The 12,651-nt window shown below is 73.2% G+C and carries 11 protein-coding genes; 5 read left to right on the top strand and 6 right to left on the bottom strand.

The window, feature by feature from the left end; translation table 11 throughout:
* Nucleotides 1-2: 2 nt before the first annotated feature.
* From QWY28_RS12515 to QWY28_RS12505, 3 genes are all read right to left on the bottom strand, one after another.
* Nucleotides 3-1,154: an acyl-CoA dehydrogenase family protein gene (locus QWY28_RS12515; protein WP_300952896.1), complete on the bottom strand. Its 1,152-nt coding sequence runs from the start codon at nucleotides 1,152-1,154 to the stop codon at nucleotides 3-5.
* A 31-nt stretch (nucleotides 1,155-1,185) separates the two neighbouring features.
* Entirely contained in the window at nucleotides 1,186-2,151 is a 966-nt protein-coding gene (locus tag QWY28_RS12510) for a phosphatase PAP2 family protein (protein WP_300952895.1), read from the bottom strand.
* A 120-nt stretch (nucleotides 2,152-2,271) separates the two neighbouring features.
* On the bottom strand, nucleotides 2,272-3,447 hold the full coding sequence (locus tag QWY28_RS12505) for an alpha/beta hydrolase family protein (protein WP_300952894.1): 1,176 nt from the start codon (nucleotides 3,445-3,447) through the stop codon (nucleotides 2,272-2,274).
* A gap of 82 nt (nucleotides 3,448-3,529) precedes the next feature.
* On the opposite strand from QWY28_RS12505, the gene QWY28_RS12500 reads away from it, so the two are divergent.
* From QWY28_RS12500 to QWY28_RS12490, 3 genes are read left to right on the top strand one after another with little or no spacing between them, the layout of a single operon-like run.
* On the top strand, nucleotides 3,530-4,126 hold the full coding sequence (locus QWY28_RS12500; protein WP_300952893.1) for a hypothetical protein: 597 nt from the start codon (nucleotides 3,530-3,532) through the stop codon (nucleotides 4,124-4,126).
* Between the two features lie 55 nt (nucleotides 4,127-4,181).
* Entirely contained in the window at nucleotides 4,182-5,879 is a 1,698-nt protein-coding gene (locus QWY28_RS12495; RefSeq protein ID WP_300952892.1) for an ABC-F family ATP-binding cassette domain-containing protein, read from the top strand.
* Nucleotides 5,876-6,913, top strand: coding sequence for a GNAT family N-acetyltransferase (locus QWY28_RS12490; protein WP_300952891.1), 1,038 nt, complete (start codon nucleotides 5,876-5,878; stop codon nucleotides 6,911-6,913). The genes QWY28_RS12495 and QWY28_RS12490 overlap by 4 nt, the downstream gene beginning before the upstream one ends.
* 22 nt (nucleotides 6,914-6,935) lie before the next feature.
* On the opposite strand, the gene QWY28_RS12485 is transcribed toward QWY28_RS12490, so the two are convergent.
* Nucleotides 6,936-8,252 (bottom strand): S1C family serine protease, encoded by a 1,317-nt coding sequence (locus QWY28_RS12485; RefSeq protein WP_300952890.1) that lies wholly within the window; start codon nucleotides 8,250-8,252, stop codon nucleotides 6,936-6,938.
* A 101-nt stretch (nucleotides 8,253-8,353) separates the two neighbouring features.
* On the opposite strand from QWY28_RS12485, the gene QWY28_RS12480 reads away from it, so the two are divergent.
* The gene (locus QWY28_RS12480) at nucleotides 8,354-9,967 is read left to right on the top strand and encodes a long-chain-fatty-acid--CoA ligase (RefSeq protein WP_300952889.1); all 1,614 of its coding nucleotides are present in this window, start codon (nucleotides 8,354-8,356) and stop codon (nucleotides 9,965-9,967) included.
* 6 nt (nucleotides 9,968-9,973) lie between these two features.
* On the opposite strand, the gene QWY28_RS12475 is transcribed toward QWY28_RS12480, so the two are convergent.
* Together QWY28_RS12475 and QWY28_RS12470 are read right to left on the bottom strand one after the other, a co-directional pair.
* Nucleotides 9,974-10,645, bottom strand: a complete 672-nt coding sequence (locus QWY28_RS12475) for an HAD family hydrolase (protein WP_300952888.1) — start codon at nucleotides 10,643-10,645, stop codon at nucleotides 9,974-9,976.
* Entirely contained in the window at nucleotides 10,636-11,925 is a 1,290-nt protein-coding gene (locus QWY28_RS12470; RefSeq protein WP_300952887.1) for a citrate synthase, read from the bottom strand. Before QWY28_RS12470 ends, QWY28_RS12475 begins: the two co-directional genes overlap by 10 nt.
* 282 nt (nucleotides 11,926-12,207) lie before the next feature.
* Here QWY28_RS12470 and rplM point away from each other — a divergent pair, with 282 nt between their 5' ends.
* Nucleotides 12,208-12,651: a 50S ribosomal protein L13 gene (rplM, locus tag QWY28_RS12465; protein ID WP_300952886.1), complete on the top strand. Its 444-nt coding sequence runs from the start codon at nucleotides 12,208-12,210 to the stop codon at nucleotides 12,649-12,651.

Genomic DNA, 12,651 nt, shown 5'->3' with positions numbered 1-12,651 from the left:
GGTCAGACGAAGGCGCTGATGCCGGTCTCGGCGCGCCCGATGAGCAGCTTCTGCACCTGGCTGGTGCCCTCGTAGAGGGTCATCACGCGGGCGTCGCGAAGGTACTTCTGGGCGGGGTACTCATCGACGTACCCGGCACCGCCGTGCACCTGGATCGCGTTGTTCGCGGCGCGGACCGCGGCCTCGGACGCGAACAGCTTCGCCTTCGAGGCGGCCACGCCGAACGGCTGCCCGCGGTCGATCAGGTCCGCGCACCGCCAGACCAGCAGGCGCGCGGCGTCGGCGTCGAGGGAGATGTCGGCGATCATGTCCTGCACGAGCTGGAAGCCGGCGATGGGCCGCCCGAACTGGGTCCGCGTCGTCGCGTAGGAGACCGCTGACTCCAGGCAGCCCTGCACGATCCCGACGCAGCCGGCCGCGACCGACACCCGGCCCTTGTCGAGGGTCGTCATCGCGATCTTGAAGCCCTGCCCGTCCTCGCCGAGGCGCGCGGACGCCGGCACCCGCACGTCGTCGAGGAACAGCTCCGCGGTCGCCTGGCCGCGCAGGCCGAGCTTGCCCTTGATCTCGCGCGCCTCGAAGCCCGGCGCGTCGGTGGGGACGAGGAACGCCGTGACGCCGCGCGCGCCCGGCCCGCCGGTGCGCGCGAAGACCAGGGCGACCTGCGCCCACGTGCCGTTGGTGATGAACTGCTTGCGCCCGGTGATGAGGTAGTCGTCGCCGTCGCGCACCGCCCGCGAGGTCAGGTTGCCGGCGTCGGACCCGGTGTCGGGCTCGGTCAGGCCGAAGCAGCCGAGCACCTCGCCGGACGCGATCCGCGGCAGCCACTCCTGCTTCTGCTCCTCGGTCCCCGCGGCGAGGATCGACTTGCCGACCAGGCCGTTGGAGACCGACACGATGCCGCGCAGGGCGGAGTCGGCGCGGCCGAGCTCCTCCATGGCGAGCACGTACGTCAGGTAGTCACCGCCGAGCCCGCCGTACTCCTCGGGGATGGTCAGCCCGAAGAACCCGATCTCCGCCATCGCCGGGACGATCGCGGTGTCGACGGCCTCGCGCCGGTCCCACTCGACCCGGTGCGGCACGGCTTCGCGCTCGAGGAACTCCCGCGCCAGCGCTCGGAAGCCCTCCTGCTCGTCGGTCAGGCTCAGGTCCATGCGGGCCATCCTGCCCGGCGCGTGGGCGAGGTCAGCGCGCGGCCGGCGCGCGGTCCTGGCGGCGCTCCCACCAGCCGCAGCCCGCGAGCACCAGCCCGGCGAGCGCGGCGCCGGCGACGACGTCGATCACGTAGTGCTCGGCGAAGTAGACGAGTGCCAGCGACATCGCGAGGGGGTACGCCGCGAGCAGCCACCGCCAGCGGGTCCGGAGCCGGAGGACGCCGTAGCCGGCGACGAGGAACGCGATCCCTGCGTGCAGCGACGGCATCGCGGCGACCGGGTTGCCGACACCCTGCAGCACCAGGTCGAAGCGACCCAGGCCGAGGTCGGCCCACCCGCGGCTGGTGATCCGGGTGACCTCGCCCAGGTAGCCGTCGCGCGAGGCCATCCACGGCGGTGCCATCGGGTAGAGGATGTAGACCACCAGCGCGCCGAAGTTGATCGCCAGGTAGCGCCGCATCCACCGCACCCACTCCGGCCGGCTGCGCAGCCACAGCACGGCGGCGAGCGTCAGGCCGGTGACGAAGTGCGAGGCGTAGACGGTGGTCAGCGCGGCGTCGTACCACCGCGGCGAGCTGTCGCGCAGGCACGGGTCGCCGCACCAGGCGGCCTGCAGGTGCTCGGTCGGCGTCGTGCCGCCGCCGAGCCACTCGTCGACGCGGATCGGCATGGTGACGTGCACCGGCAGCCCGAGCTCGTCGGTCAGGCCGCGGCTGTAGAAGTAGATGACCAGGCCCACCACCGGCGGCCACCAGTCCCGCAGGAACTGCAGGTGGTGGCGGGCGGGCTCCTGGACGTTCCAGGCGATCGTGGCCAGCCACAGCCACAGGAACACCTGGACGGTGTCGTTCGGGATGCCGAGCAGCTCCGACCACACCACCAGCGCGACGGCGTACGCCGCCATGGCCGCGACGCGGGCACCTCGCCGGGTGCGACGGCCGGGCGCCGGCCCGGGGTCGGTCGACGGGGGTCCGGGGACCTCCTCGACCTGCGTCACGCGCCTCATCCTAAAGAGTGGTCTGGCCGCGCGCCGCCGCTTTGCATGGGACCTGGGCAACACCCCGGGTGCATGGAGCGTCCGGGGTCGCGCAGGCGGGGCGGGGCGGCTGGGAGGCGGCTAGGAGGCGCTGCGGCTGTCGGTGACGACGCCCGGCCAGGCCTCGACGAGCCCGTCGAGCGCCGGTGCCGCCTGGTCGGGGCCGAGCACCGAGCGCAGCTGGGCGACGACGACGTGGCGGATCGCGGGCCAGGCGTCGACGGCCGCCAGCGCGGGGTCGATGCAGCCGTCGGAGGCGAGCCGGACCAGGGTGGCCGGGATCGGGAAGCCGAGCAGGTCCGCGACCGACAGCAGGCCGGCCTCGCCGTCGCCGACCTCGCACAGGTCGCTGAAGGCGAGGTGCCCGGCGCCGCCGAGCTCGACCCAGCGCTTCGGCGCGCTCATCGCGACGTACGCCGCCTCCATCCGTTCGCGCGTGACGATCTGGTCGGCGCCGCCGACGAGCAGCAGCCCGGGCTGGGTCGGCACCTCGGTGGCGCCCTCGTCGAGCGCGCCGGTCGCGGCACCGGCCATGGCGACCCAGGTGTCGACGCGGGCGTCGGCGACGGCGAGGTTCTCCACCGCGCGGCCGCCGGCGGAGTGGCCGACCGCGCCGACGCGCGTCATGTCGACGCGCTCGTGGAGCCAGCTCTTCTTCGTGCGCGACTTCGTGCCGAGGAGCGTGATCGTGTCGCGCAGGTCCTGCACGTCGGTGGTGGTGCCGGCCTCGCCGCCGAGCACGGTGGTCATGGTGCGGCTGCGGTGGTCGGGCGCCGCGACGACGTAGCCCCACGACGCCACCGCCGCGGTCAGGAAGGCCGACTGCTGGCGGAAGCCGGCGAACCCGTGGCTGAAGACCACGAGGGGGAAGCCGCGCCGCGCGATCGGCGCGCGCCGCACGCCACCGCTCGGGTGCGTGACGCTGGCGCCCTCCGGCAGGAGCCCCTGGAGGACCGGCGGCAGCCAGTCGACGATGTCGTAGGTGCCGGCGGGCTCCCCGGCGACGTCGGCCGGGCGGGTCGGGTACCAGACCTCGACTGGGGCCCCCGACGGCAGGCGCATGGTGCGCTGCCCGACACCGTACGGTCCGTCCTCGGCGTACGCCGTGGGGCCGGGGACCGTCGCCTCGCCGGTGGCTGCCGCCGTCGCCGGCGCGGGGACGGCCACCGGGCCGAGCGCGAGGGCGCCGGCAGCGAGGACGGCGGGGAGCAGCGCGGACAGGGCTGTGGTGGCGCGGCGGCGCGCGGTGGACCTCACGCCGGGGACGCTAGCGCCGCGCCGGCGTCTCCGCCCGGTGATCGAGAGGAGTGACGGCGACCGCGCGGGGAAGGGTGGGGCCATGACCCGCTTCCGCGCCTCCGTGGCCCTCGCGCCCCTGCCGCTCGCCCTCTCCCTCGCCGTGCCGCTCGCCCCGGCCACGAGCGCCCCCGCCGCCGCTCCCGAGGAGGGCGTCGGCGTCGCCGCGAGCGACCCGAAGGGCGATGTCACCGGCTCGGCCGAGCCGTGGCTGGTGGGGGCGACCGACGTGCGCAAGGTGCGGGTCGAGGTCGCGCCCGAGCCGGTCGTCTCCGGGGACGCCGAGCGCCTGGACATCCTGACCTTCGAGGTCCGCCACGGCCGCTCGCTGCTCGGCGGCGACAACGCCCACCTCGCCACCACCTGGTTCGCGGTCGGCAAGCGCTCCTACAAGGCGGCCTACGGCATCCCGCGGAACCCCCGGATGACCCTGCTGCGCAAGAACGCCGAGGGCGAGTGGGTCCCGGTGTCCACGGGGTTCTCCTCCATGGGCGCCGGTGCGGGCGAGCTGACCTTCTCCGTGCCGGTCGAGGCGGTGGGGACCGGCGAGCTCAGGGTCCGGCAGACCGTCCTGCGGCTGAAGGGCACCGACGTCCGGGACACGGTCGAGGCGCCGGAGGGCTCGATCGCGCTCGAGTGACCGAGGGGCGTAATCCGGTCGCCCTCCGGTCCCCGACCACGGACAATCTCCCCTCGTGGGACACGTGGACGTCGCCGGGGTGCGCTACGAGCTGCCGGACGGGCGGGTGCTGCTCGACGACGTGTCGTTCCGCGTCGGGGAGGGCCAGAAGGTCGCGCTCGTCGGCGCCAACGGCGCCGGCAAGACGACGCTGCTGCGGATCGTCACCGGCGAGCTGCAGCCGCACGCGGGCGTGGTCACGCGCAGCGGCGGCCTGGGCATCATGCGCCAGCAGGTCGCGCACGGCTCGACCACCGTGGCCGACCTGCTGCTGAGCGTGTCCCCCCCGCGGGTGCTTGCGGCCGCGGCGGAGGTCGACCGGCTCGAGGTCGCGCTCATGGAGACCGACGACGAGCGCACCCAGCTGGCCTACGCCACGGCGCTGGGGGAGTACGCCGACGCCGGCGGCTACGACGTCGAGGTCACCTGGGACGTCTGCACGACCGCCGCGCTCGGCCTGCCCTACGACCGGGTGAAGTACCGCGAGCTGACCACCCTCAGCGGCGGTGAGCAGAAGCGGCTGGTGCTGGAGTTCCTGCTCCGCGGGCCCGACCAGGTGCTGCTGCTCGACGAGCCGGACAACTACCTCGACGTCCCGGGCAAGATCTGGCTCGAGGGTCGGATCCGCGAGTCGGACAAGACCGTCCTGATGGTCAGCCACGACCGCGAGCTGCTGGACAACACCGCGACCCGGGTCGTCACCGTCGAGCTCGGCGCCGGCGGGCCCGGCACCGGCAACAGCGTGTGGACCCATCCGGGCGGCTTCGCGTCGTACCACCAGGCCCGCACCGACCGTTTCGCGCGCTTCGAGGAGATGCGCAAGCGGTGGGACGAGGAGCACGCCAAGCTCAAGGCGCTCGTCCTGCGGCTGAAGGTCAAGTCCGAGTACAACGACGGGATGTCGAGCCAGTACCGCGCGGCGCAGACCCGGCTGCGGAAGTTCGAGGAGGCCGGCCCGCCGACCGAGCAGCCCCGCGAGCAGCAGGTCTCGATGCGGCTCAAGGGCGGCCGCACCGGCAAGCGCGCGGTCGTCTGCGAGCAGCTGGAGCTGACCGGGCTGATGCGCCCCTTCGACCTCGAGGTCTGGTACGGCGAGCGGGTAGCCGTCCTCGGCTCGAACGGCTCGGGCAAGTCGCACTTCCTGCGGCTGCTCGCCGCCGGCGGCAGCGACCCCGACGTCGAGCACCGTCCGGTGGGGGAGGTCGACATCCGGCCCGTGGCCCACACCGGTAGGGCCAAGCTCGGTGCGCGGGTCCGGCCCGGCTGGTTCGTGCAGACCCACGAGCACCCCGAGCTGCTCGGGCGGACGCTGCTGGAGGTCCTGCACCGCGGCGACGGGCACCCCGACGGACGCAAGGGGATGGGCCGCGAGCAGGCGGCGCGGGTGCTCGACCGCTACGAGCTCGCGCACGCCGGCGACCAGGCCTTCGAGTCGCTCAGCGGCGGCCAGCAGGCGCGGTTCCAGATCCTGCTGCTCGAGCTGTCCGGAGCCACGCTGCTGCTGCTCGACGAGCCGACGGACAACCTCGACGTGCAGAGCGCCGAGGCGCTGGAGGAGGGGCTCGCGGCGTTCGAGGGGACGGTGCTGGCGGTGACGCACGACCGCTGGTTCGCCCGCGGCTTCGACCGGTTCCTGGTCTACGGCGCGGACGGTGAGGTCTACGAGTCCGACGGCCCGGTCTGGGACGAGGGACGGGTGGCGCGCGCCCGATGACCAGCGCGCTGCGGGTCGTCGAGGTCGACCCCTTCGACGACGCCGCGCTGGAGGCCTGGCACGCGACGTACGCCGTGGCCGAGGCGCACGGGCACGAGGACACCGCGACCGTCTGGCAGCTGGAGGAGGTCCGCGCGCTGATGCAGCTGCCGGCCTCCGGCTACCGCGTCGACGCCTGGAGCGGGGTGCTCGGCGACGGGCCCGACGCCGCCGTGGTCGCCGCGGGCTGGATGCGGACGCCGCTGCACGACAACCTCGACCGGGCCGACCTCACCGTGCACGTCCTCCCCGAGCACCGGCGCCGCGGGCACGGCACCCGGGTGCTGGAGCACCTCGAGCAGGTCGCCCGCGAGCGCGGCCGCACCATCCTGCTCGCCGAGGCGCACTACGCGTACGCCGCCGGGCCGGACGGCGCGGGGGAGTGCGGCCCGGAGTTCGCCCGCGCCCGCGGGTACGCCCTCGGGCTCGGCGACGTGCAGCGGCGGGTCCGGCTGCCGGTGGACGCGGGGCTGCTCGACCGGCTGGCGGCCGAGGCCGCGCCGCACCACGCGGCGTACACCCTGCGGTCCTGGGTCGGACCGGTCCCCGACGAGCTGCTCGACGGGTGGGCCGAGGTGACCGCCTCGCTGATGACCGAGGCGCCGACCGGCGACCTGGCGCTCGAGCCGGAGCGGGCCGACCCGGAGGCGGTCCGCGAGCACGAGGCGGTCGTGGCCCGGCAGGGCCGCCGCAAGTACAACACCGTCGCGCTCGCCCCCGACGGGTCGGTCGTCGCCTACACCGACCTGGCGACGACCGTGCACGAGCCGGGCCGCGCCTACCAGTGGGGCACGCTGGTGCGGCGCGCCCACCGCGGGCACCGGCTCGGGCTGGCGGTCAAGGTCGCCAACCTGCGCCAGCTGCAGGACCAGCGCCCCGACATCACCCACCTGCTGACCTACAACGCCGAGGTCAACGACCACATGATCGCGGTCAACGAGCTGCTCGGCTTCGAGCCGGTGGCCCGGCTGGGGGAGTTCCAGAAGCGGCTGTGAGCCGCCCGCCGTCGGTGCCGGGTCAGCCGTCCGCCGCGTCGGAGTCCAGCTCGAGGTCGACGGTCTGCTCCTCGCCGTCGCGGACGAACGTCACGCTGACCTGGTCACCGGGGCGGTAGGAGCGGATCGTCGCCACCAGCGAGTCCGCGCTGGTGATCGAGGTGTCGTCGACGGCGGTGATGACGTCGCCGACCTCGATGCCCGCGCCGCCCGCGGTCGATCCGTCGCCGATCTCGACCACCTCGGCGCCGAGCACGTCCGGCGAGGCCGCCGGGGACTCCTGCAGGTCCTCGTCGGGCAGGCCGGGGGCATCGGTCGTCGTGCGCGCGCCGGGGTCGCTGACGGTGATGCCGAGGCGGGCGTGCGTGGGCGTCTCGCCCTCGGTCATCTGGTCGACGATCGGCAGGACGGGCGCCACGGGGATGGCGAACCCGAGGCCGATCGACCCGCCCTCGGAGCCCAAGCCGCTCGAGGCGGTCCGGATGGAGGAGTTGATGCCGACGACCTCGCCGGCCATGTTGACCAGCGGACCGCCGGAGTTGCCCGGGTTGATCGCCGCGTCGGTCTGGATGGCGGGGTACGTCGTGGAGTTGTTCTCGTCGTCCTGGCCCACGTTGACCGGGCGGTCCAGCGCGCTGACGATGCCGCTGGTGACCGTCGACTCGAGACCGAACGGCGAGCCGATGGCGACGACCTGCTCGCCCACGTCGAGCGCCTCGGAGTCGCCGATGGTCGCCGGGGTCAGGCCCTCGACTCCCTCGGCCCGGACGACCGCGGTGTCGGTCAGCGGGTCGCGGCCGAGGATCTCCGCGTCGGCCCGGGTGCCGTCGCTGAACGCGACCGTGATCTCGCCGCCGTCGGCCGCCAGCTCGATCACGTGGTTGTTGGTGAGGACCAGGCCGTCGGAGCTGAGCACGATCCCCGAGCCGGACCCGGCCTCCTCGGTGCCGGTGACCTCGATCTGCACGACCGAGGGCAGCACCTCGGCCGCGACCTGCTCCACCGAGCCCTCGGGGGCCGGGTCGTCGGAGGTCGAGACGACCTGGGAGGTGGTGCGCCCGGCGCCCGGCGAGGACGAGCCGCCCTCGTCGTCGTACGCCGACCACAGCGCGGCGCCGCCGACGCCCGCCCCGCCGCCCACGACCAGCGCGCCCGCCAGCACGGCGGCCGCGAAGCCCTTGCGGCCGCGGGCCGGGGGCGTGGGCGGGGGCGTCGCGCCACCGGACGCCGCACCGCCACCGTGGCCGGCCGGCGGGCCCGACGGCGGCGGGCCGGCGGGGTAGGCGTGCAGCGGGGCGGTGTCCTGGGCGTCCTGGGGATCGCGGTCGTGCTCGGTCATGGCTCCACGGTGCCCAGCGCTCCTGTGACGATCCTGAGACGGGGCTGGCCGTCCGGACAGAAGGGTCGACGGCCGCTGTGATCTGGACCACAATGCGGGCCATGACCACCACGGCCGCCCAGTTCGACCTCGACACCCCCGCCCCCGACCCCGTCTTCGTCGACGACCGCCTCGCGCACTGGGCGGCCACCACGCCCGACGCCGAGGCGATGACCTACCTCGGACGGACCTGGACCTGGGCCGCGTGGGACGAGCGGGTACGCCGCGCGGCCGGGGCCCTGCAGCAGCTCGGCGTCGGGCGCGGGGACGTCGTGGCGTTCCTGGACAAGAACCACCCGGCCTGCGTAGAGCTCTCGATGGCGGCCGGCTCGCTCGGCGCCGCCAACGCGATCATCAACTGGCGCCTGGCCGGCGACGAGGTCGACTACGCCGTGAACGACTCCGGCGCGACGGTGCTCGTCGTCGGCAGCGAGCTGGTGCCGACCGTCGAGGCCATCCGCGACCGGCTGCCGGCGGTCCAGCACGTCGTCGAGGTGACGCCCGAGGGCGCGGACGGCGACGCGTGGGAGGCGCTGCTGGCCGGGGCCACCCCGGTGGGCCGCCAGCCCGACGTCGAGCCCGACGACGTGTGCCTGGTGATGTACTCCTCCGGCACGACCGGCCGGCCCAAGGGCGTCATGCTGACCCACCGGAACATGGTCAGCCACACCGTCAACGCCCACGACGGCTGGGGCTTCGAGCCCGGCGACAAGTCGATGGTCGCCATGCCGCTCTTCCACGTCGGCGGGTCGTCGTACGTCCTCTTCGGCATCCACGACGGCATCCCGAGCGTGATGACCCGCGACCCCGACGGGATGTCGCTGGCCGGCGCGATCCTGGCCGGCGCCAACCGCACGTTCCTGGTGCCGGCCGTGCTGGCCCAGGTGCTGCAGTCGGGCGAGGACGCGGTCAAGCTGTTCGGGGCGCTGAAGACCTACACCTACGGCGCCGCCCCGATGCCGCCGCCGCTGCTGCGCGCGGCGATGCAGGCCTGGCCCGACACCGACTTCATGCAGGTCTACGGCCTGACCGAGGTCGCGGGCGTCGCCACGCACCTCATGCCCGAGGACCACCGGACCGCCGAGGCGTCCGGCCACCCCGAGCGGCTGGTCTCGGCCGGCAAGGCGGTGCCCGGGGTGGAGATCCGGATCGTCGACCCCGCGACCCTCGAGGACCTCCCGGTCGGCACCCACGGCGAGATCTGGCTGCGCACGCCGCAGCTGATGAAGGGGTTCCTCAACAAGCCGGAGGCGACCGCCGAGGTGATCGTCGAGGACGGCTGGTTCCGCTCCGGCGACATGGGCAAGCTCGACGAGGACGGCTACCTCTTCGTCGAGGACCGGCTCAAGGACATGATCATCAGCGGCGGGGAGAACATCTACAGCCCCGAGGTGGAGCGGGTGCTCGCCGAGCACCCGGCCGTCATGGAGGTCGCGATCATCGGCGTCCCCGACGACACCTGGGGCGAGTCGGTGAAGGCGGTCGTGGCGCTCAAGCCCGACGCCTCGGCGACCGAGGAGGAGATCATCGCCTACTGCCGCGAGCACCTGGCCCACTACAAGTGCCCGCGCAGCGTCGACGTCCTCGAGGCGCTGCCCCGCAACCCCACCGGCAAGATCCTCAAGCGCGACCTGCGCGCGCCGTACTGGGAGGGGCGCAGCCGGGGCGTGAACTGAGCGCCGTCAGACGGGGAGCCCGAGCCCGCGCAGGCGGGCCCGGGTGTCCTCGGCGCCGGTGAACAGCACGCCGGCCATGCCGAGCGCGGTCGCGGCCTCGACGTTGGCGACCCGGTCGTCGACGAAGGCCAGCGCGCCGAGCGGCAGCCCCATCCGCTCGGCGACCAGCTCGTAGGCGCGCCGCTCGGGCTTGGCGATGCGCTCGGTGCCGGAGACCACCACGCCGTCGAGCAGGGCGATCACCTCGAAGCGCTCCGGCGCGTGCGGGTAGAGCTCGTCGGACCAGTTGGTCAGCCCCCACTGCGGCACGCGCGCGGCGTGCAGCTCGCGCACCAGGTCGGCCGTGCCGGGGACCTCGCCGAGCAGCGAGGCGGCGAAGTTCGCGCGGTAGGCCAGCGCGTGCTCGACCCAGTGCGGGTGGGTACGGCGTACCTCCGCCTCGGCGTCCTCCCAGGTGCCACCGGAGTCGGGTCCGTGGTTCCAGGCCAGGAAGTCGAAGTCGGTGGCGGCAAGGAACCGCCGCGCCTCGTCCTTGCCGACGCCGGCCGCGATCGCCGCGAGCGGGTCCCAGTCGATGAGCACGTTGCCGAAGTCCCACACCACGCCCTCGACGCGCACGACCCCGGACGGCTGGCCGTCCGGGGTCGTGGGGTGGTGCGGGTGGCCCGTCAGCTCCACCGCTCGGCGGCGGGGGTGAAGGTCAGGCCGCGGTCGCCGGTGTAGATCTGCTTGGGGCGGGCGATCTTCTGCTCCTTGTCCTGCGTCAGCTCCAGCCACTGGGCCAGCCAGCCCGGGGTGCGGCCGATCGCGAAGAGGACGGTGAACATCTCCGGCGGGAACTGGAAGGCCTCGTAGATCAGGCCGGAGTAGAAGTCCACGTTGGGGTAGAGCTTGCGCTTGACGAAGTACTCGTCCTCGAGCGCGATCTTCTCCAGCTCCAGCGCGATGTCGAGCAGCGGGTTGGTGCCGGTGACCTCGAAGACGTCGGTGGCGGCCTTCTTGATGATCCGGGCGCGCGGGTCGTAGTTCTTGTAGACCCGGTGGCCGAAGCCCATGAGGCGCTCGTTGCCGTCCTTCACGCCGGCGATGAACGCCGGGATGTTCTCCGTCGAGCCGATCCGGCGCAGCATCCGCAGCACGGCCTCGTTGGCGCCGCCGTGCAGCGGGCCGTAGAGGGCGCCGACGCCGGCCGCGACCGCGGAGTACGGGTCGACCTGGGTCGAGCCGACCGAGCGCACCGCGTTGGTCGAGGCGTTCTGCTCGTGGTCGGCGTGCAGGATGAACAGCACGTCGAGCGCCTTGACCAGCCGCTCGTCGGCCTCGTACTTCGACTCGCTCATCTTGAACAGCATCGAGAGGAAGTTCGCGGTGTAGCCGAGGTCGTTGTCCGGGTAGACGTACGGCTTGCCCTGCGCGTGGCGGAACGACCAGGCGCCGAGGGTCGGCATCTTCGCGATCATGCGGACGATCTGCATGTGCCGGTTGTCGGCGTCGGAGATGTTGCGCGCGTCGGGGTAGAACGTCGACAGGGCCCCCACCGACGCCATCAGCATCCCCATCGGGTGCGCGTCGTACCGGAAGCCCTGCATGAAGCTCTTGACGTTCTCGTGCACGAACGTGTGGTACGTGATCTCGTGCACCCACGCGTCGTACTGCGCCTTGTCGGGCAGCGACCCGTGGATGAGCAGGTAGGCCACCTCGAGGAACGTCGACTTCTCGGCCAGCTGCTCGATCGGGTACCCGCGGTACTCGAGGATCCCCTGGTCGCCGTCGATGTAGGTGACGGAGCTGCGGCACGAGGCGGTGTTCACGAAGCCGGGGTCGTAGACGGCCAGGCCCGGAGCGTCCTCTCCGGCCTTGATCTTCCCGAGGTCCGCGGCCTTGATGGCGCCGTCGGTGATCGGGACGTCGTACTCCTGTCCGGTGCGGTTGTCGCGGACGGTGAGAGAGTCAGTCACGCGACCCAACCTAGACCTCGCCCGGCAACCGCGTTAACCCGGTGTCCCGGCACCCGGTACGGCGGGTCCCACGTTTTGACCGGGGATCGCGCGTCGCCGTAGTCTTGCCGGTCGCGACTCCTGCCGCGTCCGCCCCCTCCGGGGTGCGGGTGCAGATCCGGACGCCGACGCTCCCGCAGGGGAGCCACGGCGAGCCGGGCCGTGTTCGTCAGAAGCCGCAGCAGCACCAACCCGCGCGGGCCCTCCGCGCCGGGCACCACGAACGAAGAGAGCAGAACAGCCGTGCGTACGTACGCCCCGAAGCCCGCTGACATCCAGCGCGAGTGGCACGTCATCGACGCGACCGACATCGTCCTGGGTCGTCTCGCCGTGCAGACCGCCAACCTCCTGCGCGGCAAGCACAAGCCGATCTTCGCGCCCAACGCCGACACCGGTGACTTCGTCATCGTGATCAACGCCGAGAAGGTCGCGCTGTCGAGCAACAAGAAGACCACCAAGATGGCCTACCGCCACTCCGGCTACCCGGGCGGCCTCTCGGCCACCCCGGTCGGCGAGCTCCTCGAGAAGGACGCGCGCAAGGTCATCGAGAAGGCCGTCTGGGGCATGCTCCCCAAGAACCGCCTCGGTCGGCAGATGCTGAAGAAGCTCAAGGTCTACAGCGGCCCGAACCACCCGCACCAGGCCCAGCAGGCCGTCCCGTTCGAGATCACCCAGATCTCCCAGTAA

The organism is Nocardioides oceani (genome assembly GCF_030412965.1).
GTDB lineage: Bacteria > Actinomycetota > Actinomycetes > Propionibacteriales > Nocardioidaceae > Nocardioides > Nocardioides oceani.
Note: the sequence above shows the minus strand (reverse complement) of the source record. Positions and strands in the feature narration are given on the sequence as shown.